General features: G+C 44.5%; 24 protein-coding genes and 1 tRNA gene. 13 read left to right on the top strand and 12 right to left on the bottom strand.

Features of this window, described 5'->3' with window-relative positions; translation table 11 throughout:
* Window positions 1-147 precede the first annotated feature (147 nt).
* Both FFM70_RS09990 and FFM70_RS09985 read right to left on the bottom strand, forming a co-directional pair.
* Complete coding sequence (locus tag FFM70_RS09990) at window positions 148-693, bottom strand: biotin transporter BioY (protein WP_137616715.1); 546 nt, start codon at window positions 691-693, stop codon at window positions 148-150.
* Window positions 686-1,672 (bottom strand): biotin--[acetyl-CoA-carboxylase] ligase, encoded by a 987-nt coding sequence (locus FFM70_RS09985; RefSeq protein WP_137616714.1) that lies wholly within the window; start codon window positions 1,670-1,672, stop codon window positions 686-688. Before FFM70_RS09985 ends, FFM70_RS09990 begins: the two co-directional genes overlap by 8 nt.
* Before the next feature lie 252 nt (window positions 1,673-1,924).
* Between FFM70_RS09985 and FFM70_RS09980 the strand changes: the two genes are divergently transcribed.
* The 3 genes from FFM70_RS09980 to FFM70_RS09970 all read left to right on the top strand — a co-directional run bounded on the left by FFM70_RS09980 (window position 1,925) and on the right by FFM70_RS09970 (window position 4,047).
* On the top strand, window positions 1,925-2,146 hold the full coding sequence (locus tag FFM70_RS09980) for an antitoxin of toxin-antitoxin stability system (RefSeq protein ID WP_137616713.1): 222 nt from the start codon (window positions 1,925-1,927) through the stop codon (window positions 2,144-2,146).
* Window positions 2,147-2,224: 78 nt separating this feature from the next.
* On the top strand, window positions 2,225-3,130 hold the full coding sequence (locus FFM70_RS09975) for a proline-specific peptidase family protein (protein WP_137616712.1): 906 nt from the start codon (window positions 2,225-2,227) through the stop codon (window positions 3,128-3,130).
* A gap of 143 nt (window positions 3,131-3,273) precedes the next feature.
* The gene (locus FFM70_RS09970) at window positions 3,274-4,047 is read left to right on the top strand and encodes a CPBP family intramembrane glutamic endopeptidase (protein ID WP_137616711.1); all 774 of its coding nucleotides are present in this window, start codon (window positions 3,274-3,276) and stop codon (window positions 4,045-4,047) included.
* 49 nt (window positions 4,048-4,096) lie between these two features.
* Here the strand turns inward: FFM70_RS09970 and FFM70_RS09965 are convergent, their stop codons facing one another.
* Entirely contained in the window at window positions 4,097-4,432 is a 336-nt protein-coding gene (locus FFM70_RS09965) for a winged helix-turn-helix transcriptional regulator (RefSeq protein WP_137616710.1), read from the bottom strand.
* A gap of 119 nt (window positions 4,433-4,551) precedes the next feature.
* Here FFM70_RS09965 and FFM70_RS09960 point away from each other — a divergent pair, with 119 nt between their 5' ends.
* The gene (locus tag FFM70_RS09960; protein ID WP_137616709.1) at window positions 4,552-5,277 is read left to right on the top strand and encodes an SDR family oxidoreductase; all 726 of its coding nucleotides are present in this window, start codon (window positions 4,552-4,554) and stop codon (window positions 5,275-5,277) included.
* 88 nt (window positions 5,278-5,365) lie between these two features.
* Here FFM70_RS09960 and FFM70_RS09955 read toward each other — a convergent pair whose 3' ends face one another.
* Complete coding sequence (locus FFM70_RS09955; protein ID WP_137616708.1) at window positions 5,366-5,929, bottom strand: Crp/Fnr family transcriptional regulator; 564 nt, start codon at window positions 5,927-5,929, stop codon at window positions 5,366-5,368.
* A gap of 99 nt (window positions 5,930-6,028) precedes the next feature.
* Here FFM70_RS09955 and FFM70_RS09950 point away from each other — a divergent pair, with 99 nt between their 5' ends.
* On the top strand, window positions 6,029-6,619 hold the full coding sequence (locus FFM70_RS09950) for an NAD(P)H-dependent oxidoreductase (RefSeq protein WP_137616707.1): 591 nt from the start codon (window positions 6,029-6,031) through the stop codon (window positions 6,617-6,619).
* Between the two features lie 89 nt (window positions 6,620-6,708).
* Window positions 6,709-6,978 carry an AbrB family toxin-antitoxin system antitoxin gene (locus tag FFM70_RS09945; protein ID WP_137616706.1) on the top strand — a complete coding sequence of 90 codons (270 nt, stop codon included), beginning with the start codon at window positions 6,709-6,711 and terminating at the stop codon, window positions 6,976-6,978.
* A gap of 387 nt (window positions 6,979-7,365) precedes the next feature.
* On the opposite strand, the gene FFM70_RS09940 is transcribed toward FFM70_RS09945, so the two are convergent.
* Window positions 7,366-8,673 carry an NCS2 family permease gene (locus FFM70_RS09940; RefSeq protein ID WP_137616705.1) on the bottom strand — a complete coding sequence of 436 codons (1,308 nt, stop codon included), beginning with the start codon at window positions 8,671-8,673 and terminating at the stop codon, window positions 7,366-7,368.
* Window positions 8,674-8,899: 226 nt separating this feature from the next.
* On the opposite strand from FFM70_RS09940, the gene FFM70_RS09935 reads away from it, so the two are divergent.
* The 3 genes from FFM70_RS09935 to FFM70_RS09925 all read left to right on the top strand — a co-directional run bounded on the left by FFM70_RS09935 (window position 8,900) and on the right by FFM70_RS09925 (window position 11,573).
* Entirely contained in the window at window positions 8,900-9,061 is a 162-nt protein-coding gene (locus FFM70_RS09935) for a hypothetical protein (protein WP_137616704.1), read from the top strand.
* 98 nt (window positions 9,062-9,159) lie between these two features.
* The gene (locus tag FFM70_RS09930) at window positions 9,160-9,903 is read left to right on the top strand and encodes a MurR/RpiR family transcriptional regulator (protein WP_137616703.1); all 744 of its coding nucleotides are present in this window, start codon (window positions 9,160-9,162) and stop codon (window positions 9,901-9,903) included.
* 182 nt (window positions 9,904-10,085) lie between these two features.
* Window positions 10,086-11,573 (top strand): glycoside hydrolase family 1 protein, encoded by a 1,488-nt coding sequence (locus FFM70_RS09925; protein WP_137616702.1) that lies wholly within the window; start codon window positions 10,086-10,088, stop codon window positions 11,571-11,573.
* A gap of 745 nt (window positions 11,574-12,318) precedes the next feature.
* Here FFM70_RS09925 and FFM70_RS09920 read toward each other — a convergent pair.
* Complete coding sequence (locus FFM70_RS09920; protein ID WP_137616701.1) at window positions 12,319-12,795, bottom strand: MarR family winged helix-turn-helix transcriptional regulator; 477 nt, start codon at window positions 12,793-12,795, stop codon at window positions 12,319-12,321.
* A gap of 188 nt (window positions 12,796-12,983) precedes the next feature.
* Here FFM70_RS09920 and FFM70_RS09915 point away from each other — a divergent pair, with 188 nt between their 5' ends.
* From FFM70_RS09915 to ppx, 4 genes are all read left to right on the top strand, one after another.
* Complete coding sequence (locus FFM70_RS09915) at window positions 12,984-13,793, top strand: LicD family protein (protein ID WP_137616700.1); 810 nt, start codon at window positions 12,984-12,986, stop codon at window positions 13,791-13,793.
* Window positions 13,794-14,003: 210 nt separating this feature from the next.
* A complete protein-coding gene (locus FFM70_RS09910; RefSeq protein WP_137616699.1) occupies window positions 14,004-15,533 on the top strand; it encodes a Ppx/GppA phosphatase family protein in 1,530 nt (509 codons plus the stop codon).
* A 2-nt stretch (window positions 15,534-15,535) separates the two neighbouring features.
* Window positions 15,536-17,692 carry an RNA degradosome polyphosphate kinase gene (locus FFM70_RS09905; protein ID WP_137616698.1) on the top strand — a complete coding sequence of 719 codons (2,157 nt, stop codon included), beginning with the start codon at window positions 15,536-15,538 and terminating at the stop codon, window positions 17,690-17,692.
* Between the two features lies 1 nt (window position 17,693).
* A complete protein-coding gene (gene ppx / locus FFM70_RS09900) occupies window positions 17,694-18,647 on the top strand; it encodes an exopolyphosphatase (protein WP_137616801.1) in 954 nt (317 codons plus the stop codon).
* Window positions 18,648-19,440: 793 nt separating this feature from the next.
* Here the strand turns inward: ppx and FFM70_RS09895 are convergent.
* The 6 genes from FFM70_RS09895 to FFM70_RS09870 all read right to left on the bottom strand — a co-directional run bounded on the left by FFM70_RS09895 (window position 19,441) and on the right by FFM70_RS09870 (window position 23,775).
* Window positions 19,441-19,872, bottom strand: a complete 432-nt coding sequence (locus FFM70_RS09895; protein WP_137616697.1) for a universal stress protein — start codon at window positions 19,870-19,872, stop codon at window positions 19,441-19,443.
* 1 nt (window position 19,873) lies between these two features.
* A complete protein-coding gene (locus FFM70_RS09890; RefSeq protein WP_137616696.1) occupies window positions 19,874-21,460 on the bottom strand; it encodes an Nramp family divalent metal transporter in 1,587 nt (528 codons plus the stop codon).
* Between the two features lie 383 nt (window positions 21,461-21,843).
* Window positions 21,844-22,047, bottom strand: coding sequence for a hypothetical protein (locus tag FFM70_RS09885; RefSeq protein WP_137616695.1), 204 nt, complete (start codon window positions 22,045-22,047; stop codon window positions 21,844-21,846).
* Window positions 22,048-22,187: 140 nt separating this feature from the next.
* The gene (locus tag FFM70_RS09880; protein ID WP_137616694.1) at window positions 22,188-22,610 is read right to left on the bottom strand and encodes a Spx/MgsR family RNA polymerase-binding regulatory protein; all 423 of its coding nucleotides are present in this window, start codon (window positions 22,608-22,610) and stop codon (window positions 22,188-22,190) included.
* Window positions 22,611-22,821: 211 nt separating this feature from the next.
* Window positions 22,822-22,893 (bottom strand) — tRNA-Asn (locus FFM70_RS09875).
* Between the two features lie 99 nt (window positions 22,894-22,992).
* Window positions 22,993-23,775, bottom strand: a complete 783-nt coding sequence (locus FFM70_RS09870) for a hypothetical protein (RefSeq protein ID WP_137616693.1) — start codon at window positions 23,773-23,775, stop codon at window positions 22,993-22,995.
* Window positions 23,776-23,985: the final 210 nt, after the last annotated feature.

Here is a 23,985-nt window from a genome sequence, read left to right as displayed (position 1 = left end):
ACTACTAACTCTTCATCTAGTAGCGCTAATACCCTAACTATAATATGTTTGGGTACCACTTGACTAGTATTAGTTTGCCTTCTTTAGTTATTTTTATTAACCACTTTATTTATTCATCGGTATAAGTACTATTTTTAAGTTTCCGGTTTATCCCTTTAAACGCAGCTTTTGTGGCAAACGTTTTAGAATCGCCTTAGCCACTACAACCACAAGGACTACCTTAATAATTGCTGGTAACAAGAATGGGGTCACACCGCTACTAATCGCAGCTGTCCATGATAAGTGGGCTGATATTACTAGCCAGTATGCACCTGCAAATAATTGTATCGTGGCACCAACTATATTGCCAATAATCAAAGCTGGTGTTTGTTTGGTGAGATTACTAAAAGCACCGACAAGCCAGATATATAGGAAGAAACCCCATAAATAACCACCAGTTGGCCCAAATAAGGCGGCTAAACCGGCCGTGCTCCCCGCAAAGACCGGTAACCCAATTAACCCTAATAACAAATAGATGCCAATAGCCCAAGTTCCGACCAGTGGTGGCACAATACTCGCAATCAATCCCACGGCTAAAGTTTGCCCCGTCAGCGGAACCAACCCCAGTGGGATCGTTATCTTAGAACAAATTGCCAAGCCAACCGCAAGCTCTGCGGCAATGATCAGGCGACTTAACTGCGTGTGCTTAACCATGATACGCCCCCGTTAATAAATTAACTTTGGTAATTTCACCAGAGTTTAACCGTTGGATCTGACCCGACGGCAATTGTACAACCAATGCCCCTGTCGAATCAATGTCTTTCACGATACCAGTAACGGTTTTGGTGCCACTTTTCAATTCAACTTGTTGATTGATGACCATCGACAGCCGCCGATAATCGGCCATAAAGTCGCCCGTGGTATAAGTTTGATAGCTGGTAAAGAATTCAGTTAATAAGGTGCTGATGACTTCATTGCGCGTCACATCCATCTTAGCAGTGACGGCTCCAGCTTTCGTCGCCAAGGCTTTCGGAAAATCAGTCGTCATTAAATTGATACCAATTCCCACAATGACCGTCGAAAGCTGCCCCGCTTCGAGATCAGCGACCGCTTCCGACAGGATACCGACGACTTTATGATGGTTAACTAACACATCGTTGACCCACTTTAATTCAACTTGCACTTCGAACAATTCCGTCAACGTTTTTGCCACCGCAACGGCCGTCCCCGTCGTGAGCAAGCCTGGATCAAACGACTGCTGCGGATGCATCGGTAAACCAATGCTGAGATAAATTCCCGTCGCTTCTGGCGAATAAAATGCGCGACCAGAACGCCCATAACCCGCTGTTTGTGTGTCCGAAATAACGACCGTGGGCTGACTTAACGGCGTTTGACTGACCAACCGTTTTAAGTAGGCATTGGTCGAATCAACCGTTGGCAAGACCACCAATTGAGGCGCAATCTTTGATGGTAGCGCTGCTTGAATGACCGTCGCACTCAATTGGTTATTCGGCACGTAGCGGTAACCGCGACCGTGGCGGCTTTCAATGGTATAACCAGCCCCCTGTAAACTTTGAATCGTTTTCCAAATGGCGGTTCGGCTAATGCCAAATAGTTGCGCCAGCTCATCACCAGAGCAATAGGCTGGTGCCGTTTGCATCAATTGTGTTAAGACTTCCGTCTGCGTTGCCATCCGCAACCCACCTCTCCTATCGATTTGTTAACCCATTATTTCATATCGGTTAACAAACCGCAATCGGTTCCATTGTTTTGTAATATTACATTTTTCATTTAAGGAGATTAGTGGTGACATTTTGGTAAATGTCGTTAATTTTGGCTCGGGCTACCACTGCCTAATGATCATCTAAGACAACTATTTAAGTCACATTCTTCGTTCAAATTGCAACTGCACCGTATACTTAAGTCAACCTAGGAGGTCAGAAATATGACTGTCAAGCCTTACAAAATCGGCTCAACCACCGTCTTGCCAATCCCAGCATCATTTAAATTAAGTGCACAGGACTATGATGCCTATCAAGGACGTGATGGCGTCATCACTTTCACGCCGCAACACTTGAACCCTTTTTTAAATGCCCATTTTGTTGCTACTCATGACTTTTCACAGTTGGAAGACATCCACCTGACTCCCGCCGACAGTCCCTTTTGACCCTCACTCGTTAACAGTGGTAAGATAATGACAATCATATGCCATAACGGTATAAATAATTGGAAATTAGGTGATCATTTGAAACAAGGTACAACGATCCTCACACTCGATAATGGCTACCATTTATGGACCAACACCCAAGGCGAAGGCGATATTCATTTGCTCTGCTTGCATGGTGGACCTGGTGGCAATCATGAATACTGGGAAAACTTTGGTGAAAAGCTAGCTGACCTCGGCGTCCAAGTGACAATGTATGATCAACTTGGCTCATTCTATTCTGACCAACCTGACTATTCCGACCCTGAAATTGCTAAGAAATACCTCACTTATGACTATTTCTTGGATGAAGTCGAAGAAGTTCGTCAAAAGCTTGGTTTGGAAAACTTCTATTTAATCGGCCAATCATGGGGCGGCGCGCTCGTCATGATGTACGCTTTGAAATACGGCAAACACCTCAAGGGTGCCATCATTTCAAGTATGGTCGACAACATTGAAGAATACGTGGTTAACGTCAACAAATGTCGTGAAGAATGCTTACCTGCCGATGCTGTTGCTTATATGAAGCAAAAAGAAGCTGAAGGCAACTGGAATGATCCACAATACCAAAAATATGTGGATGTGTTGAACGCCAACTATGTTGACCGCAAACAACCTAAAGCAATTTCACATTTGATCGATACGACCGCTACTCCCGTTTACAACGCTTTCCAAGGTGACAATGAATTCGTGATCACTGGTAAGTTGAAGGAATGGGACGTTCGTGACCAAATCCATAACATTAAAGTTCCAACGTTATTGACTTTTGGCGAACACGAAACCATGCCACTGGCTTCAGCTCGGCGGATGGCGCGTGATATTCCTAACTCACGCTTAGTGACGACGCCAAACGGTGGTCATCATCATATGATCGATAATGCTCCCGTTTACTTCGACCACTTGGAACAATTTATCAAAGACGTCGAAAACGACACCTTTAACAAATAAGCACTTAAATCCTGTCAGCTTGCTGGCGGGATTTTTTTGGCCTAAAAAGTTTGTACATAATTCACAAACGAGCTGTAAACAGTGTCAAAGCAGTGCTAGACTTAACTTAAGATTAACTCAAATTAGTCTAGGGGGATGTTATCATGTCACAATCGCGCCATTATCCATGGTTCGCTATTTTGTTAATTGTTTTAGTTCCGGGGTTATTTCTACTAGTTCCTTCACTCACAAGTCGTTTCGTGCCTGGGCTTTATTCTGGAATCGTGCAAGATGCAGTTATTCTAGTCGCCACTTGGGGGCTGAACCACTATTTGTTCAAGATACCAATCAAGTGGTGGCACTCAACGCATGGCTGGCAACAATTTTTAGCTTGCCTACCCGCTTTAGTGCTATTGCTGATTCCAAAACTGCCTGCTTGGATTGCACTAGGCAAGTTGTCTTTCAGTCCGATGATTTTCTTTTATGCTGGCTATATTTTACTCATTGGGCTGACAGAAGAATATATCTATCGTGGTGTCTTACTGCCACTATTAGCCAAGGCGCTACCAGGAAAAACACTATTGGTTATCATCATCGACAGTCTTGCCTTCGGAAGCGTGCACCTGATTAACCTCACCGGTCTAAATTGGAGCTATGTTTTGCCACAACTATTTCTGGCTGCTGTAACTGGCGTCTTACTCTGCGGCGTCTATCTCAAAACCAAAAACTTAATTTTACCCATTTTGTTACATGCAGCTAGTGACCTAAACATGATTAACACCTTTATGAGTCATACTCATAATCGGGCCGGTTTAAACACGCCGTGGACAATTTCATTGTTAATAGTCCTCGTCGCTGCGATCCTCTTTCTGCTCGTCGTCGGCTTCGTCTACTGGCAGACCCGGCATATTAATATCGAAAAACAATTATTCAATTAAAAATATGGCGTCATCAACCCTAAATTGGATTGATGACGCCATATTAGTTTTACTCAGTTTCATCGCAGAGCACGTTTGTTAGCTGATCACGATCCACATGGGCTAAGCCCCAATCACAAATTGTATCCAGCACCGGAATCATTGATTGCCCCCTGGCCGTCAATTGATATTCGATATGTAACGGTTGTTCATGAAAATCGTGCCGTTGCACCAAGCCATCCGCCATTAACTGTTGCAGTTGTTCAGCCAGTATTTTATGCGTCACGTTCAGCGTACGTTGGAGCTGGTTAAATCGGCCATCACCATCGTCCAGTTCATACAAGATCAAGATTTTCCATTTACCACGAATCATTTGCATCGTGGCATCAAATTCATTTGCATACATATTTTCCTCCCATTGCCGGTTACCAAAAAGTGCGTACTAGGCAAATTGCCAATTCAGACTATACTAATATTTCGTAGTCGTCAAATCAGAAAATTAATTAAAAGGAAGTTTTATCTAAAATGAAATCATTAATCGTTATTACCGGTGCAAGTTCCGGCTTTGGAGCCGAAATGGCCAAAATTTTCAACGCCGACCAACATCCACTATTGTTGCTTGGCCGCAATACCGACAAAATCGCCGCACTTAATCTGGCCGGTGACGTCATGATTAAGCATGCTGATGTCACTGATCAAGCTGAATTACGGGACGCCATCGCAGCTGCCGAAGCGGTCTATGGCCCAACCGACCTGTTGATCAACAATGCTGGCGTCATGTTATTAGGTAACGTTTGGCAACAATCCCCAACTGAATGGCAAACAATGCTCGACACTAACGTCATGGGCGTATTAAATGGCATTCAACTCGTCTTACCTCAAATGACTGAACGTGAACATGGCACGATTATCAACGTGTCTTCGATTGCCGGTTTCAAAGCCTTTCAAAATCATGCCGCCTACGTTGCTAGCAAATTTGGCGTCCACGGTTTGACTGAAACGATTCGCCAAGAAGTCGCCGCTAAAAACGTCCGTATCATGCTGGTTGCCCCCGGTGCCGCCGAAACTAATTTATTGACGCACGTCACCGATGAGCACGCATTGACTGAATACGAATCTTGGAAGCAAACCATGGGCGGTATCACGCTCGATCCAAAACATGTCGCTGAAACCGTGAAGTTCATGTATGACATGCCACAAGAAGTTAACATTCGTGAAGTCGACATCGCAGCGACCCGTCAAGATAGCTAACCACAAGACAATTATCACAAAAATAACGATTCAGAAATCCGTTTAGAATTTCTGAGTCGCTATTTTTGTGACGACACAATTTATAAATTTATTTTAACCGTGCCCGAATACGACTTAACGAAACGGGAGTAATCCCTAAATAAGAGGCCACCAAATGTAATGGCACTCGATCCAAAATTTCAGGCTCATTTTCAACCAAATTTTGATACCGTTCCACGGGCGATTGTTCCAGCTGATTGAAAAGAATCTTGCGATACGTGATAAAACGTTCGCAGACAAAACGCGTCACTTCAGGTTCGATCTCCGGATAAGTCTGGCGCAACCAATCAAAGTCAGTTTTGCTGAGTACCAACAAATCGCTCGCTTCAAAACAAGTTAAGGCAAAGCCACTCGGTTGATTAAGATAGAAGCTTTCAAACGAAGCCACAATCTGATTTTCAAAAAAGAATTGTAGCGTAATTTCACGGTCAGCGCTGCTATGACTCAATCGCGCGGCGCCACTTAAAATGAAATACAAGTTGGTCGCCACGTCACCTTCCGTCAACAACGTTGTTCCAGCGGGTACCTTTTTTGCCGTGAACCGACTTTGAACCTCATCCCAATGCGCATTGATCACCGGAAATTGTTGCGCTAAATAGTCCGTTAACCCCATCGTCAACCACCTTCCGCGAACCACTTAACATATGTTAAGGCCGCGTTCCTTATTTGCCACTATACTACCATTATTAACTCATGAAAGAAGTTTTGACTAATGAAAACTGTTATTATTTTTGACCACCCTTATACCGCGACTGCCGGTGAAAATGTCCCGCACCATCGCTCCTTTTTGGCCGCTTTATTGAAAACGACCATGGCAAAATTAACCCAGGCTGGAGAGACGATTGATTTAATCGACCTGCATGCCGATCACTTCAATCCTGTTATGACCGCCGACGACCTCACAAACTGGCGACGCGGTTTACCAACTGATTCACAAGTAGCCAATTATCAGCAGCGACTACGAGACGCCGACCGAATTATCTTCATGTTCCCCGTTTGGTGGGAAGTGGTGCCCGCAATGACCAAAGGCTTTTTAGATAAAGTTTATGCCAAGGGCCAACTCTACGATGCCAAATCCATGCGCACGACCTTGGTCAAGCAACCTAAGATCGAGCTAATCACAACCATGAGCACCCCCAACTGGGCCTATCGCCTGATTTTCGGCGCCCCACTCGCAAAGGCGCTTTTCCGCGGCACGTTTCTCAAGACCCGCCTTTGGCATTTCCACTGGCACAACTTTGCCCAAGTAGAAAAGAAATCCTTAGCAGAACGAGAAACCATTTTGCGTAACTTTAAGCTATGACCAAAAAATAATCTAAAACGAGTTCAATTAAACACTCAAATTTTGATTACCAGGTATACTAAGGCCAACTTTCAAAGGAGGATTAGTCCATGATTGTAAAAACACGTCGTCACGGCCATTCAACAGTTCTATCGATTCCTAAATCCATCAAAGTACCTGCAAACACTGAGTTTAATGTGTCCCAAGATAACGACGGCACTATCATCTTTAGACCAATCCACAAGGCTGAATCTGATTTATGGTCAGACTCAAGTTTGGACAACCTTGACTACCTTAAATTACGTCATGAAGAACAAACAGATTTAGGCTACAATCCACGCAGCCTATTCCCAATCGGCAAAGAAAAGCCTAACGCCTAAAGCAGACAACACACCAATTCTGACAGTCGGAGCTAAATCCGAATAACTGACTAATCAGTCGAAACAGTGGACTAGCTGGAGGTTGTTGTTGATGGCATCGGCCGTGTGGGTGGCGTTTGACCGGTGATTTTCCGGTCTTACACCACGGACCGTCCGGGAGATTTGCGGGTTGTGCAAGGCTTCCAGGCGAGGGGCAAGACGTTCCTCAGGCTTGACCCGGTCCCTCGGCCGCATGTTATCAATAACAACCGGAAGCGGCTATTATCAACTATCTTGATTAGGAATCACAGTGAGCTGGATTAGCGGTTTTCAAGCTCCCACAACAATCTAAAGCGGCTCAACATTAGTCATAAAACCTAATGTTGAGCCGCTATTTTTATCGTTAAGTTAAATATTCAAGATCCAGAGGAAGATAATAAAGATGAAGAATAACACATACATTAATGGATGAACTTCTTTGGCATGCTTCGTCGCAACCATCGTCACCACATAAGAGATGAAGCCCAAGGCGATCCCATCAGAAATACTGTAAGTCAATGGCATCCCAATGACCGTCAAAAAGGCTGGCACGGCAATTTCAAAGCGTTCCCAGTGAATTTCTTTCAAGGATTCGGCCATCAAGACCCCGACGATAATTAACGCTGGCGCCGTGACTTGATCCGTCACCACGTTCAATAATGGTGAGAAGAATAAACCTAAGATGAACAATAAGCCCGTAACAACGGCACTAAATCCTGAGCGACCCCCAACGGCGATCCCGGCAGAAGATTCCACGTAAGCTGAAGTTGGTGACGTTCCTAAGACAGAACCCACTAACATCGAAGTGGAGTCGGCCATCAAGGCTTTCCCAACCCGTGGCATTTTGTTATTTTTCATAAAACCAGCTTGTTCAGCCAAACCAACTAACGTGCCGGCCGTATCAAAGAAGGTAACTAATAGGAAGGTTAAAACAACAATAATCAATTGGACACTGTTGATATCGCCAACGTGCGCAATCGCAACCCCGAATGTTGGCTTCAATGATGGCGCAGCTGAAACCCAATGTGTTGGCATTTTAATCAAGCCAGTCGCTAACCCTAAAATCGACGTTAAGACCATCCCGATAAAAATCCCACCGGGCACTTTACGACTCATTAAAATTAACGTGACTAACAAACCAAAGATGGTCAACCAAGTCGTCCCAACACTCAATGAGCCCAAACCAACGACCGTTGATTTATTGGCAACAATCAAGCCCCCACCATGCAACCCGATAAAGGCGATGAAAAACCCGATTCCGGCAGAAATAGCTAATTTCATGTCACGTGGAATCGCATCAATAATCATTTCACGTAATTTGAAAAGTGTGATGATCATGAAAATCACGGAAGCAACGAACACTCCGGCTAACGCAGTCTCCCACTTCACACCCATCCCGATAACAACTGAATAAGTAAAGAAGGCGTTGACCCCTAAACCTGGCGCAATCGCAATTGGGTACTTGGCAACAAGCCCCATCAATAAACACCCTAACGCTGAAGCTAAGGCCGTGGCCGTAAAGACCGCCCCTTGGCTCATCCCCGAAGCCCCTAAGACACTCGGGTTAACAAAAAGAATGTAAGCCATGGAAACGAACGTGGTCAAACCGGCTAACGTTTCCGTCCGCACATTGGTCTTTAATTCTGAAAAATTAAAATATGCCGCGATTTTGTTCATGATTTCCTCCAGATAATTGAAATAACAGAAAATGCACAATTGTAAATGTTCGTGTTTTATTTATTTATGATAGTTATTATAATATCATCTGTCGTGATTGAAAGCAATACCCGAACACTATTCATTTAAATATAAATTTATTTCTATTTTTAAAGTGAAACCATTAGCGCTAAACTGTAAGTGGTTACAATTGTTCAAGTTTCAAGCAGTCTTTGGGGGTGGCAAAATGGCAAGTTCCAAATTTAGTGCAATTTTCTTTCTAATTCTGTACGCGGTCTTACTTTACTTAGTGTTCGCTGACCATAACATGGCGGCCATGTATCTGATGGCCATTGGCATGTTCTTGGAAGCGTGCGAAGGTGTCTACTGCAACTTTTTCAAACATTAACCGACAAACGAGCGTGAGAATCAATGATTCTCACGCTCGTTTGTGTTCGAACACTGTCGTATAATTAATGTAATCGCTTTACTAAAGGAGTTTTTTACATGGCATTTTTCGGCTATAATGACGCCAAGACCCTCGTGGGCGTTGACGTTGCAATCTATGAATATATTTTGGCACATGAGACCGGTGTGCCTTTCATGCACGTTCGGGATCTCGCAGCGGGCGCGCACGTCTCCAATTCATCCGTGATGCGGTTCATTCGTAAAATGGGTTACAGTAGTTTTCCTGAATTTAAAGTCGCTTTTCACAAGCAATCTTTGGAAGCCTCACCGGACCTCGAGACTGGTGTCCAACTGTTGACCGCAGAAACGTTTCCGAGCACCTTACAACGGACACTTGATCTCGTCGCGCAAACTATTTTGACCGCCAACAATGTGGTCTTCACTGGCACGGGCTCTTCCGCAAACGTGGCCGAATATGCGAGCCGCCTAACGTCAACCTTAGGGATCAATAGTTTCCCCGTAACCGATCCCTACTACCCACTGATTCCACAGCTGAAACAAACGACCAAAAACGTCCTCATTACCTTGTCCGTTTCAGGTCAGGCTGCCGAAGTCCTTGGCATGTTACGCCAATTTCAAAATGATCCGGCCACCACTTTGATCAGTATTACCGGGCATCGTGACAGTCCCATTGCCATGATCAGTACTTATGCACTCACGTACCATACCACGGAACATCGGATTCATGGCCACTATGATCTGACGAGTCAACTGCCAGCGATGACCATCGTTGAGGCGCTGGCCCGCACGATTCGCCGGCAAGCCCAACTGCCACATCACTAATCATGGTACAATCCGTACCATTAACGGTACAATGTTTCAACCTGATGGTACAACTTATCAGGAAGTGCTAAAGCCCTAGGCAGCAAGTTTGGCAGCGCTTATAATTAAGCTATTAATTAACTTAACAACCTCACTTTGACAGGAACAACAATCATTCAAGTGACTGAAAGGCGGATATCAGCATGGCATTTAGCAAAGATTTTCTCTGGGGCGGCGCAACCGCTGCGAACCAATTCGAAGGGGCCTATTTAACCGATGGCAAAGGACTGAGCACGGCAGACGTCATTACGGCCGGTGCTTACGACCATCCTCGGCAAGTGACTTGGCAAAAACCAACCACTGGCGAAACTGGATCAACGGACTTCGGCTTCTTCACCGACAAACGGCAGGTTCCTGAAGGCACCGTACCAGCGGTTATCGACGGCGAATACTATCCAAGTCACACGGCGACTGATTTTTACCATCATTACCAAGGCGACATCAAATTGATGGCCGAAATGGGTTTCAAGACGTTCCGGTTAAGCATCAACTGGTCACGGATTTTTCCAAACGGTGACGACGCCGAACCGAACGAAGCTGGTTTAGCTTTCTACGATCACGTTTTCGACGCTTGCCAAAAGTATCACATCGAACCATTAGTCACACTGTCACATTATGAAACACCTCTCAACCTTGCCATCAAATACAACGGCTGGGCTGACCGGAAAGTGATTGACTTTTTCGTTAAATACGCAACCTTAGTGATGAAACGATACCAAGGTAAAGTTAAGTATTGGCTCACCTTTAACGAGATCAACTTTATGGACAACGCGCCTTTCTTAGCTGGCGGTGTCATCGATGGCTCCCCACAAAACCGGGCGCAAGCTGCGCATAATCAATTTGTCGCAAGCGCCCTCACCGTTAAGGCGGCGCGTGAAATCAATCCGCAGATTCAAGTTGGGCAAATGCTCGCTTACGGCCCACTTTACGCCTATACGGCTGACCCAGCTGACCAATTGAAGGTTCAGTTACAGCAGCAAAATACGTTCTTCTATAGTGACGTTCAAACTGGTGGTCACTATCCAAACTACCGGCTCAAGCAATACGCGCGTGACGGGATCAAGTTGGATGACCGTCCCGAAGATTACGAGCTGTTAGCTAACTATCCAGCCGACTTCTTGAGCTTTTCTTGTTACGGTTCTAATACCGTCACGACGCATCAAGATAAAGGTGACGCGGCTGGCAACTTTATGACCGGCGTGAAAAATCCTTACTTGGAAACGAACGCTTGGGGTTGGGCCACTGACCCTGACGTTTTACGCATCGCCCTCAATACCTTGTTCGACCGTTACCATAAACCCTTATGGATCGTTGAAAATGGGATTGGCTGGGCCGATGAACTCACCGCGGACAACCAAGTACATGATGATTACCGCATTAAATACTTGCAAGCAAACTTAAGCTCAATGCGTGATGCTGTCACAATCGATGGTGTCGACTTGCTCGGCTACACCATGTGGGGTTGTATCGACTTAGTTTCTGCCGGAACCGGCGAAATGAAGAAACGCTACGGCTTCGTTTACGTTGACCGCGACGATTTAGGGAATGGCAGCTTGAAACGGATTCCTAAAGATTCCTTCTATTGGTACAAAAAAGTCATCGCCAACAACGGCGCTGACCTCAGTAATTAAAAACGCTTAACTTGGTGTTGATTGACTGCAGTTTGTCAAACCATGACCCACTAGAAAGCAAACCCCACCACGTGATACCTAGCCAGTAGCGCAAGGTGGTCCAGTAATGAACACCAATCCTAAATAGTTAAACCGCCCATTTCAATTCAGCCATTGAAATGGGCGGGTTTTTTGGTTTTCGATTTCCGCTCCGGTCAGGCCGGTTGACGCTGAAACGTGGTGGGCACGGTTACGAGCCAAAAAGCGGTCTCGTAAGCCGGCCTTTTACTAAGTCGCGCCAAACCCACGCGGCTAAGTAAAATTTCACCACTGAGCATCAACCAGCCTGACCTGCGCTAACTAACTGTGACAAATTTTGAAGTACGCCCTACTATTTAGGAATCAGCCAATAATTGAACTTGGTATGAGCACAATGGGATTGGAAAAAGCTGTCATGAAATCGAGCTACATTTTCGGCAAGTCATTAAATAAGATTTCCACCCTATATGGCAATATCTAAAAACATTGAATAACCAATAGCCATCACATTAATATTCCATCAATGGTATAGGCACAATAGTACTTATTAACATTGTCATATTGATTTTATCCAGTATTACCACTGGCTTAATAAATTCGACAATATGAACGGCGGGCGGTCCGCAATTGGCTCAGTGGTGAAATTTATCTTAGACGGTGACTTTCCGTCTTAGATAAAGCCAGGCTTACGAGACCGCCCAGAGTGAGAAGTACCCACCACCTCAAACTACCGATAATGTAGGTCATCATCGCCGGTTTGCCCAATTGCCATCACTTGATTACTAATCGTTTCCATCATCTTTAAGGCTTCGTTGATTTGTGACTCGCCTAATTTATCGACCCACTTGTCGAAGTGCGTCGTAATGGCGTCACTCACTAAAACTTCTACCCGTTGGCCCGCTTCCGTCAAATGTAAATATAATCGACGGCGATCTTGGGGATCAGGCACTTGAAAAACATAGTGTTGCGCCAATAGCGCTTTAATTTGGCGTGAGATTGCACTGCGCGTCACTTGGCGTTGAATCGCGATATCATTTAATGTCACCGCATCCGTCGTCGCAATGCGGCGTAAAATCAAAAATTGCTCAAACGACAGCTTATTTTGACTCAATGGCCAGGCAACCAAATCCGCCATAATTTTGGTTGTATTTTGATAGGCTTCAAAATAGTTGTTTAATAATTTGCTTAAATCAGCATTTGTCATTGCACTCACCATCATTTCAAATTTGCATTCATAGCATTTTTTAGAATATAACACGCCTTTAACCACTTTGCACAGAATGACTTGCAGTTTCCCCGGATTTGCCTATGTAAAGCATCCTGCCTAACAATTCAGGCTTACAAAGTGTATGATAGAGAGTGAGGAAACGCTTACGAAAAGGAGCTGAGAAAATGTCTCTTTCACCCCTGCATCAGGTCGAATTAAATCTCATGCAAACCGTGATTCACATTTGTGACACGGAAAAAATCGACTACTTTCTGATTGGTGGGTCGCTACTCGGCGCCATCCGTCACCATGGCTTTATTCCGTGGGATGATGATATTGACCTCGGCATGCGTCGTAGTGAGTATCAACGCTTCATCACCGTCGCCAACCGTTATTTGGACCCTAATCAATATTTTCTCCAAACTGGCGCGAGTGACCCAGATTATGGGTTGAGTTACATGAAACTGCTCGATGTGAATACTTATATCGAGGAAAAAAATAACGTCAATAACGCGTTTAAGGGCGTCTTTGTCGACATCTTTCCATTCGACAAGATTCCTGACGACGAAGCGCTACGCCGATCTCAACTCATGCATTATCGGTTGGAAGATGCCGCTATCTTATTGCGGTTAAACTATAATTTCGTTAAAACACCATTACGCAACATTTTAAAAAAGAAGACGGCGCAACAACTGGCAGAAGTGAATGCGCAGAAACAAGATCGTGAAGGCTACATGCGTCTCTATGAACAGTCAGACTCACGGACCTACAAAAATCTGGCTTCGCAATACGACTATGACAAAGAAATCTTGTCATACGCCGAACTCACCGAGCTGGAAATGGCCCCATTTGAGACGATGCAAGTCAAGATTCCTAAGGCTTACGACCACATCTTGACGCGCATGTATGGCGACTACCAACAATTACCACCAGTTGAGCAACGAGTTGAAAAGCATCTGAACAAACTAATTATTAATAATCAAGAAATTTTGTAAGCCCCACTAGTGCGGTTCAGGAACGACTCGTTTGCTGCTGAACTGCGCTTTTTTTAGCGTTAACCGAATCTTTACACGAATAAAAAAATTTTTACATTATTTTGGTGGAAATCTACAGCCTTTTGCGTATGTTAAACTGAAGAGTACCCAGTTTAACCAGTTAAATACATATGCAAGCGTCGCACCAAAATACTTCAACGGGGGATTAACATGGCAGCAAAATTATTCGGTATTATGATGATCAATGTCCAAAGCATTGAGCTTTCCATCGTCAATTTACGCACCTTACGCCAGATCGAAAGGGTTCGTTCTGACGTCTCTTTAGGTGAGGATATTTACGACCAACATACAATTGACTACGATTCCGTCGAACAAGCCACGCAAGCGCTAACTGGCTTTATTCAGATCATGCACGATTATGGCGTCCACGACTATCATCTGTGGGGGTCATGGTCACTATCGACCGCGAATAATGCGGACTACATTCAAGACCAACTGTTCGTGCGCACTGGTCTCAAAATCGACTGGCTCTCTAGCAGTCAGGAAACTTATTTACGTTCAGCCGCCGTGGCGGTCCATTTTCCAAAATTCAAACAAATTATCGCCGACCCGACTTACCTCTTAGGCATTAACTCTGGTAGCGTCGGCATCTCTCATTACGATCAAGGCGCCTTCGCCTTTTCACGCAGCTTGCGGCTCGGACCGGTCCGTATCGCTGAAGTTTTGGAAGACTTACAATCAAGTGTGCCAAACTACGTCGAAGTCTTAGATGACTACATTTCCAGCCAAATTGCTGACTTTGGCCGCTTCTTACCAGCGACGCGGCAACAACCGAGCAATGTTGTGATGCTCGGGGTCGCGCCGTTCTCCAACCTATTCCGCCAGCAACAATCCAAAGTTGGCGTCGAAGAACTGAGCAAGGCCGACTTTAAAGCACTCTACGATGACATTATCAACGCGTCTGACCAGTACTTAATGGACAAATACGAAGTCGATGAAAGTGACGTTCGACTAATCATCCCAGAACTCCTATTGATCAACGAATTATTACAGTTGACCAATGCGGAAACTATCTGGCTAGGCAATGTCACTGCCCTTGATGGCTTGATTATTCAAGAAGCCGTTAAGTTAGGTTATAAAAAATATAACTTTAATGATCAAATCGTCACCGCGGCTAAAAACCTCGCGGATCGTTACAATGTTGAACCGAAACACCGCGACTTAGTCACCAAGTTTTCGATGCACTTATTCGATCAACTCAAACCGCTACACCATTTAGGCAAGCGGGATCGCCTGTTACTCCAAGTCGCCTCAATCGTGCATGATGTCGGCAGTTATATTGACCCACATCAACACTACATGCATTCGGATTACATTTTGCGAGCGACCGAACTGACCGGCTTAACGAATGATGAAAAGCAAACGATTGCGACAATTGCCCGGTACCACAGTGCCCAGACACCATCGAAAGATATCAAGCACTTCGAACACATGAGTCTGGAACAACGCTTAGTCGTCTCCAAACTATCTGCCATTTTACGGTTAGCGGATGCCTTGGATGACGGCCGGCAACAAAAAATCAGTAAAATTTCCGTTTCAATTAAAAATCCACAAGTCATCATCACTTGCTATGCGCATGATGATCTATTTCTAGAAAACTGGGTGTTCTCCCAGAAGGCTGAATTCTTCAAAGAAGTCTTCGGGCTCACCCCAGTCATTAAGCGTCGGGGGGTACGTTAAACATGAATTACCAAAAGGAAAGTTATTATACCAATCGTGAATTGAGTTGGATGGACTTCAACTACCGCGTGTTAGACGAAGCCCGCGACAAAGATAATCCATTACTGGAACGGGTGCGCTTTTTAGGCATCACGCAGAGTAACTTGGATGAATTTTTCACTGTGCGAGTCGCCTCACTGCGCAAATTAATGTCCGTAAACTACACGAAACCTGATCCAGCCGGCTTAACCCCAGCGGATCAAGTTGCGGCGATTAGTGATCAGGCCCATGAAATGGTCAAACGGCAATATAATACGTTGAACCGCTCACTCTTACCATTGCTGGAACAACATGACATTAAGTTGCTCACCATGGCTGACTTGACGGACGAACAGCGAACATTTGTCAAAAACTACTTTGATGACGAGCTATATCCGGCGCTGACCCCAATGGCGGATGATTCTTCACGCCCATTCCCATTTATTGCCAACAACACGTTGAACATTGCATTGCGCATTTATAAGAATGGTAATAAAAAAGAGCGCAAATTTGCGACCGTTCAAGTTCCTGACGTCTTTCCACGGGTCGTCGTTCTGCCAGGCGCAGCCAACCAATTTATTCTAATAGAAGATATCATTAAAGCTTTCGTCGGCTCCCTCTTCATCAACTATACCGTCAAGGAAACCAGCGCCTATCGCGTCATTCGGGACCTCGACTTAGATGTCGCCGAAGAAGATACTTCCGACTTATTGAAGGAAGTTCAGAAACAACTTAAAATGCGCGAACGCGGGAAAGTCATGCGCTTAGAAGTCGAAAAGAGTATGAGTAAACACCAACGTGCACGCTTAGCGAAAGCCCTTGGCACCACTGAAAACGCGCTGTACGTCGTCAACGGCCCGCTCGATTTGACTTTCTTATCGAAGTTGGTTAAATCAATCACCGGTCATGACGACTTGAATTATCAAAAATATCAGGCTTACTATCCCGCCGTTTATCGTGAAAAATCGATTTTTGATTTGATCAAAGATCATGATATTTTGATGCAGTATCCTTACGATGATTTCCAACCAGTGGTCGACTTTATTCATGAAGCTGCCGAAGATAAGAACGTTTTAGCCATTAAAATGACGCTCTATCGGGTTTCGGCAGATTCACCGATTATCAAGTACCTCGGTCAAGCCGCCCAAAACGGCAAACAAGTCACCGTCTTAGTTGAAGTTAAGGCCCGTTTTGATGAAGAGAATAACGTCCACTGGGCGAAGAAGCTCGAAGAAATGGGTTGTCACGTCATTTATGGGCTAATCGGCTTGAAGACCCACTGTAAATTAGCCTTAGTCGTTCGGCGTGAAAGCGAAGGCATCAAACGCTACATGCACATGGGTACCGGGAACTATAATGACGTCACCGCCCACTTCTATACCGACCTCGGCTTATTCACTGCCGATACCGATATGGGGATTGACGCCTCAAACATCTTCAACATGCTGTCCGGCTATTCCGAACCACCTTATTTCCACAAATTGCACATTTCACCAGACGGTATTCGCGACTTCATCAATGAAAAGCTCGATGCCGAAATTGAAATTGCTAAAGCTGGTCGGCCAGCCATCGTCAAAATGAAGATGAACTCCCTTTCAGACCCACAAATTATTAGCAAACTCTACGAAGCTTCCCATGCTGGCGTTAAAATCCAATTGATCATTCGTGGCATTTGTTGCTTGCGGACCGGTATCAAAGGGATTTCCGATAATATTGAAGTTCACTCAATTATCGGTCGGTTGTTGGAACACAGTCGGATCTACTACTTTAGCAATGACGGCGAACCGCAGATTTACTTATCAAGTGCCGATATGATGACACGGAACCTGAATCGACGGGTGGAATTACTTTTCCCACTCTTACAACCGGAAATCAGCAATCGTGCAATGACTATTTTCTCGACTATGTGGCACGATACCGTGAAGACGCGCATTTTACAGGCAGACAACACGTATCAGAAATGTGATCGTCGTGGCTTACCAACCTTAGACTCACAAGCTAGCTTCATGGCTGGCGCCGAGAAACGAGTTGCCGCTGACCATCCAACGCCGACACCAACGAGTACGGCCCATCAATTTATTCCAATGATGAGTCCGAAGAATGAACCAAGCCCGTTCAACGATGATGGAGATGAACACTAAGATGGAAAATTTTGCCGTAATTGATTTAGGTTCTAATTCTTGTCGCATGACGGTGACCCAAATTCAGGATGATGGGAGTTATAAAGTCACCCACCGTTTAAAAGAGATGGTGCGCCTCTCAGAAAATGAGAATGAAGCTGAAACACCGACTTTACAACCAGCTGCGATTGAACGGACGATTGCAGCGTTGCAGTCTTTCAAAGTCGTCTACGATAAGTTACCTAATTTGACATTAAAAGCCGTGGCAACCGCTGCGACCCGTAAAGCTGCCAATCAGAAAAAATTTCTCAAGCAAGTTAAAACCGAGGTTGGCTTAGACATTCAAGTCATTCCTGGAACAACCGAAGCTTACTATGACTATCTGGGCGTTGTGAACACCTTACCAACCACTAACTGTGTCATGATGGATACCGGTGGTGGGAGTTGCGAACTGGTCCTCATTATTAATGGTCAAGCCAAAAACTTGATCAGTTTACCAATTGGCGCCGTGAGCTTATCTGAAAAATTCAAGTTGAACGATCAGATTCCAGCCAGCGCCCTCTTTGACACCATGACGTTTGTGGATAAACTGTTCAATAGTGTTTGGTGGCTACGCAACGGCCAAAACTTGCCACTAGTTTGTTTAGGCGGTAGCAACCGAACACTAGCCAAAATCAATCGCCGTAAGAGTAACTTTTTAAACTTTGAAGATATCCATGGCTACCGATTACGTGACACGGCTATCTATCAAACATTCAACGAAGTCCTCAAACAAGACGCCGCTGGCCGCGCGAAGATTCCAGGGCTCGCCAAAGATCGCGCCGATATTATCGTCGGTGGGATGATTCCAGCGATTATGTTGATGCGTTTTCTCGATTCAGACCGCATTATCTTCTCCCAAAACGGTCTTCGCGAAGGTGTGTTATTTGAACATTTGACCGCTTTAGCGGAACAAAATAGCAAAGTCACGGAATAAGGTGGATTACCGCTTCCGGTTGTGGTTGATAACATGCGGCCGCGGGACCGGGTCAAGCCTGAAGAACGTCTTGCCCCTCGTGCGGAAGCTTTGCACAAATCGCAAATCTCCCGCACGGTCCGTGGTGTAAGACCGGAAAAGCGCCGGTCAAACGCCACCATCGCGGCCGATGCACTCAACCACAACCTACAGCTAATCAACTGTTCTTGAGTGCTTAGTTAGTTGTTTAAATCGACAGAGTGATAAGGCGTTTGAGGCCGTTTGGGGCATAATCAACGCTAGTATTACTAGATTTATGACATTTAAACCTTTAGGTCAAAAAAAACGACCAGTCATCATACAACTCTTGATGACTAGTCGTTTTTTTATTGGTTCACATCTGAAAGGACTACAGCTATCATCCACATTGTAAACTCAGCAATAACAGTTCCAAATTTAAACACGCTGTGAGCAGAGACGAGACCACTCTGATATATATCGACTACACTACTAATTTATGAATAAAAGACACTAATCATATGAAGCTACTATCTAGCCGGAGGTTGCCGCTGATGACATCGGTCGTGAAGGTGGCGTTTGGACGGTGGGCTGCCGGCCTTACGCCACGGACCAGCCGGGACAATTGCGGGCTTTGCAACTGTTCCGGGTGAGGGTCAAGACGTTTCTCAGGCTTGACCCGGTCCCGCGACCGCATGCCATCAGTGGCAACCGGAGACGGAAAATTTCAGCAAAACAAAACGGCCAATCGAAGCAACTTGCGCTCGATTGACCGTTTTAACTTAATTTCAACTGTTTAGCGAATTACCAAAACTGAAATTGGTGAATACTTCGCCATATAGGCTGCTTGGCTCCCAAAATGCCGTGCTAAGCCTTTTTTGGCGATTGACCCAATAATCAATAAATCTGGTTGTAAATGTGGAATGACATCTTTCACAATCGTTTCACCAGGTTCACCCTCAGCAATCAACGTTCGGACCTTTTTAGCGCCAGCGGCTTCAGCTTGCTTTTGATACTTCGCCAAATGCTGTTGTAGCTCATCGCGTTCCCCATGGACGAAATCTTTGTTTAACGCTTGATAGACATTCATGTCATCATTTTCCAAAATGGAAACAATCACGAGTTCCGCATCCGTTTGAACGGCTTGTTGAATGGCATATTCGAATGCCAATAGCGCGTCCGCCGAATCATCGACCCCCACTAAAATTCGCTTAAAAGTTGTTTTCATCTTATTCACCATCCTTGGCAGTTGCAGCTTGTTGTTCAGCATAACGACGATTCCCGCGCCGTAAATCGTAGACGGTCCAAACGAGCAAAGCTAGAATGGCCGCAACGAGCACATAAGCAATAATCGTTGACAACGTTTGTTCACCAGCGGTTGGGTTATCCCCAAAGAAGCCCAACACCGCATCTGGTAAGCCAATCATGTTTAAGACGGTCAAACCAATCACAGACAGCCAACCTAACACTTTGATCACGAAGGAGTTCTTAAAACGATTCCCCATTTCAACTTTACTATCGGTCATCATCAATAATGGCAACATTGAAAATGGTAACGCAAAGGCTAAGAAGACTTGCGAATTATTCATCAAGTTGTTCAACGCCGTATGCTCATCGATCGCACTCTTGCCACTAGTCAGCATGACACAAATTAATACTGGAATAACTGAGATCAGCCGCGTCACTAACCGCCGCAACCATAGTGGCATCCGCATGTGCACGAAGCCTTCCATGATAACTTGACCAGTCAACGTCCCAGTAATGGTTGAATTTTGACCAGAAGCTAACAAGGCGATAGCAAACAAGGCTGAAAGTAACCCTGACTTAGCGACGCCAATCAAAATCCCATTACTCAACATTGAGGTATTCGATAAGGCTTCATATAATCCGAAGAATGATGGATCTTTAACCGCACCACTCTTGAAGACGGCGACACCCATAATTAAGAGCAACGCATTGACGACAAATGCGAAGGTCAACTGAATGTTTGAATCCCAAGCAGCAAACTTAACTGTCCGCGCCACATCATTTTCATCGGTATGATCAATTTTACGCGTCTGCGAAATCGCAGAATGTAAGTACAAATTATGTGGCATCACAGTGGCCCCAATAATCCCGAGTGACCCAGAAAGTGGCGTCATCCCAGCCACGCTACGTGACGTTGAAAAAGTCGCAGCTGTTGGGACTAAACCTTTAATAACGCCACCCCAATCAGGACTAGAAAGCGCTACTTGATAAACGAAGACAAACAAGATAACCAGAATTAAACAAACCACGATTGCTTCGATTTTCCGAAAGCCAATTTTGGTCAATAATAGCAAAACTAAAACATCAAAAACGGTAATAAATACCGCTACCACTAGCGGAATTCCAAATAATAAATACAAGGCGATGGCCGCCCCAATAACTTCCGCAATATCGGTCGCCATAATGGCAAATTCCGTTAAGATCCACAATACAATTCCGAGTGACTTACTGGTTCTGGCACGAATGGCTTGAGCCAAATCCATCTGACTCACGATACCAAGTTTAGCTGCCATGTATTGAAGTAACATCGCAATCAAACTTGAAATCAAGATGACAGACATTAACATGTACTGATAGTTTTGCCCACCAGTGATTGACGTCGACCAGTTACCTGGATCCATATAACCAACCGCAACTAACGCACCTGGCCCAGAGTAGGCAAACAGTGTCCGCCAAAAACTAAGATTCTTGGGTACCTCAATCGAGCCATTAATTTCTTCTAGCGAAGGACCATTCGCATATTGGATCAGCTTATGTTTCTGGCCGTTCCCCACATTTTCTTTATTCAAGTGAATTTCCCCCTTTGTTTCTCTTGAATCATTTGAACAGTTGTTATTGTACTATAAACAAACTGAAATGGAAATGTTTTTTAGGTATGCCTAGAAAATGATTAGCTGAATCAATACTTTCTCCAAAATAATTTTAATCGACGACTGATGGACATGAAACACCAATTTTTCAGCCAAGACAGCGCTTACGTTTCGTAGCGATATTGTCATCAAAAAGCCCCTTAAAATTAGTGAAAATTTTTTAAAACTTTTCTGACACCCTAACTTTTAAATCTTATTGACAACACTTTTGTTAAGCCTAGCAGAATGCCTCAAATCATCAAAAAAGGCTGCTATAAAAGCCAGTCCATCAGCTTTCATAGCAACCTTATTCAACTAACAGCTTATTTGCCGTGCTGTTCGTCTTGATCCTTTTTCCAACTGCCGGGGCTCCAAAGTTGGCCTTCCATTGAGCCACGTAAACTGTCGATTTCGGCCTGCTGGTCATCGATAACCTTGATGATTCCAGCAATCGTGGCGTCATTTTCAGTGGTTCGTAACTTTTTTAGCTCAGCAATTGCCCATGCTGATTGATCTGCTTCACTCATGATAAAAAACTCCTTTAATAAATTATACCGTGTTTAGCCATTTAAATTGTACACAAGATAACAGATTTGAACAACTCATTAGCTCACCTGGCAACAATAAAAAAAAGATTCCAGCGTTAACTGGAATCCCATGATGCCCATTAACCAACAGCTTGTTGGTCGTCATCACATAGTCTTTGTTGAATTTCACGTAGTTCAGACTTACGTACTGAACGCGGCAAGAATGCCCGAATGTCTTCTTCGTTATACCCGATTTGCAGACGACGGCCATCATAGATGATCGGTCGTTTGAGTAATTGTGGCTTTTCAACGAGCAAATCTAACAACTGGTTAAAGCCGAGATCTGACAAGTCGATGTGCAATGCTTTGAAAGCCTTAGAACGCGTTGAAACAATGTCCTCAAAGCCATTTTCGGTTAGCCGGAGGATTTGTTTCAATTCATCGCGATCTAGAGGGTTTGCAATAATGTCGCGTTCATTGAAATCAATGTTGTTAGCAACCAACCATGCGCGCGCACTACGGCTTGACTTGCTAGATGTTGAATAATATAAATTTACTGTCACGATGAATTCCTCCTAAGTTTACAGTAAGCAATTTTCTTACTTACTTTTATATAGTAAGTATACGTTGTTAGTCAAGAATAGTCAAGGTTTGTCAGAACTTTTTTATTGACGTTTTTGTGATTTATGTTAGACCAAATTCAAAACTAAGCGACCGGCGACAAAAGCGGTATCTCAGTGACGAGATACCGCTCAAACCGCTTCAACTTACTAACTGCCCAGGCTGGGATCGAACCAGCGACCTCTTGATTAACAGTCAATTATTCTACCGCTGAACTACTGGGCAATTTTGCTACTCAATAGTTATAACACATTTACCAAATCAAAATCAATGAATTCTCTAATTTATTTTTAATTTGTTCACAGAGATTACTAATCTGTAATTCTAGAGCGGATAGAGACCGAAACAAGACATCACCGTAAAATCTTCTTTATTAATTACTTTTTGAATGGTACTTCGAATGTCGTACTCACTTAAGCTCGATCGCAAGTCAAAGTAGTAATCGCCCTTGTCATTGTGGACAGACAGTAGCCATTTGCCAAGCTCGCCAAATTGATCCGTATCTGGGACGTCTTTTTGATGACGGAACATCACATGAAAGGTTGGCTTCCACGTGCCCTCGTCGTTACCGGTGAGTTGAACTAATTGATGAACTTGCCGATGCAACCGAATCGCGGCTACCAAGCTGATTGTCGTAAACACTGCCATCAGTGCCGTGCCCAATGCCAGTCCACTTAAGAAGGTCGCCGTTGGAATCATGATGCGTGTCTGATTGGCTAATAAAATCGCCGCACACAGCATCAACCAAAACCCAACAATGCTGCCATTAATCCAATTTAACGCCATATCGCGTGCTTGCCGAGTGACCTTTAAACGATAATTATCATCCGCCTTAACAATCCGATTGACTGCCGCGACCTTTGAATAGGCCACCGCAAACTTGTTATGTTTGAAACGATAGCTCGCCAATGGCCGAAAGGTATCCGCCATCGCCGTCAACGTTTCAGCTGGCAGATACTCCGCCAAAACCTGCCCCGGTTGATCAACCGGTTTAAATTGATAGTGCCAACCGTCAATCTGCGTCAACTGCTGTCCTTGCTGCGCTAACCGATTGAGCCAGGCGGTTTCAGCAGCAGAACCCTTTAGAAAAAATCTCGTTTTTTGCATACGCTGGGCCTCCACAATGTTTAGATTTAACTCATTGGAAGTCCATTATAACTGGATTGGTCTATTTTTCAATTGGACACAAGTCTTTGTTCATTGTCAGAACTAACCGATACAAAGTGGCAAGTCAATTTTATTGACAATGGTATCCCCTTTCAATTTTTCGAAATTGGTATAGTTAAATTTTATTAAAGGTTAACCCTTAGATAAAAC

The sequence above is a fragment of the Lactiplantibacillus nangangensis genome (genome assembly GCF_005405065.1).
GTDB lineage: Bacteria > Bacillota > Bacilli > Lactobacillales > Lactobacillaceae > Lactiplantibacillus > Lactiplantibacillus nangangensis.
This window is presented reverse-complemented; position numbering and strand designations above follow the sequence as displayed.

What these genes read in the sequence shown, in the direction of transcription:
- ppx (WP_137616801.1), top strand. Translation starts at nt 17,694, where the DNA reads ATGGAAAATTTTGCCGTAATTGATTTAGGTTCTAATTCTTGTCGCATG.
- FFM70_RS09955 (WP_137616708.1), bottom strand. Translation starts at nt 5,929, where the DNA reads ATGGGGTTAACGGACTATTTAGCGCAACAATTTCCGGTGATCAATGCG.
- FFM70_RS09915 (WP_137616700.1), top strand. Translation starts at nt 12,984, where the DNA reads ATGTCTCTTTCACCCCTGCATCAGGTCGAATTAAATCTCATGCAAACC.
- FFM70_RS09945 (WP_137616706.1), top strand. Translation starts at nt 6,709, where the DNA reads ATGATTGTAAAAACACGTCGTCACGGCCATTCAACAGTTCTATCGATT.
- FFM70_RS09970 (WP_137616711.1), top strand. Translation starts at nt 3,274, where the DNA reads ATGTCACAATCGCGCCATTATCCATGGTTCGCTATTTTGTTAATTGTT.
- FFM70_RS09925 (WP_137616702.1), top strand. Translation starts at nt 10,086, where the DNA reads ATGGCATTTAGCAAAGATTTTCTCTGGGGCGGCGCAACCGCTGCGAAC.
- FFM70_RS09965 (WP_137616710.1), bottom strand. Translation starts at nt 4,432, where the DNA reads ATGTATGCAAATGAATTTGATGCCACGATGCAAATGATTCGTGGTAAA.
- FFM70_RS09895 (WP_137616697.1), bottom strand. Translation starts at nt 19,872, where the DNA reads ATGAAAACAACTTTTAAGCGAATTTTAGTGGGGGTCGATGATTCGGCG.
- FFM70_RS09980 (WP_137616713.1), top strand. Translation starts at nt 1,925, where the DNA reads ATGACTGTCAAGCCTTACAAAATCGGCTCAACCACCGTCTTGCCAATC.
- FFM70_RS09920 (WP_137616701.1), bottom strand. Translation starts at nt 12,795, where the DNA reads ATGACAAATGCTGATTTAAGCAAATTATTAAACAACTATTTTGAAGCC.
- FFM70_RS09940 (WP_137616705.1), bottom strand. Translation starts at nt 8,673, where the DNA reads ATGAACAAAATCGCGGCATATTTTAATTTTTCAGAATTAAAGACCAAT.
- FFM70_RS09905 (WP_137616698.1), top strand. Translation starts at nt 15,536, where the DNA reads ATGAATTACCAAAAGGAAAGTTATTATACCAATCGTGAATTGAGTTGG.
- FFM70_RS09985 (WP_137616714.1), bottom strand. Translation starts at nt 1,672, where the DNA reads ATGGCAACGCAGACGGAAGTCTTAACACAATTGATGCAAACGGCACCA.
- FFM70_RS09930 (WP_137616703.1), top strand. Translation starts at nt 9,160, where the DNA reads ATGGCATTTTTCGGCTATAATGACGCCAAGACCCTCGTGGGCGTTGAC.
- FFM70_RS09870 (WP_137616693.1), bottom strand. Translation starts at nt 23,775, where the DNA reads ATGCAAAAAACGAGATTTTTTCTAAAGGGTTCTGCTGCTGAAACCGCC.
- FFM70_RS09960 (WP_137616709.1), top strand. Translation starts at nt 4,552, where the DNA reads ATGAAATCATTAATCGTTATTACCGGTGCAAGTTCCGGCTTTGGAGCC.
- FFM70_RS09910 (WP_137616699.1), top strand. Translation starts at nt 14,004, where the DNA reads ATGGCAGCAAAATTATTCGGTATTATGATGATCAATGTCCAAAGCATT.
- FFM70_RS09990 (WP_137616715.1), bottom strand. Translation starts at nt 693, where the DNA reads ATGGTTAAGCACACGCAGTTAAGTCGCCTGATCATTGCCGCAGAGCTT.
- FFM70_RS09935 (WP_137616704.1), top strand. Translation starts at nt 8,900, where the DNA reads ATGGCAAGTTCCAAATTTAGTGCAATTTTCTTTCTAATTCTGTACGCG.
- FFM70_RS09950 (WP_137616707.1), top strand. Translation starts at nt 6,029, where the DNA reads ATGAAAACTGTTATTATTTTTGACCACCCTTATACCGCGACTGCCGGT.
- FFM70_RS09885 (WP_137616695.1), bottom strand. Translation starts at nt 22,047, where the DNA reads ATGAGTGAAGCAGATCAATCAGCATGGGCAATTGCTGAGCTAAAAAAG.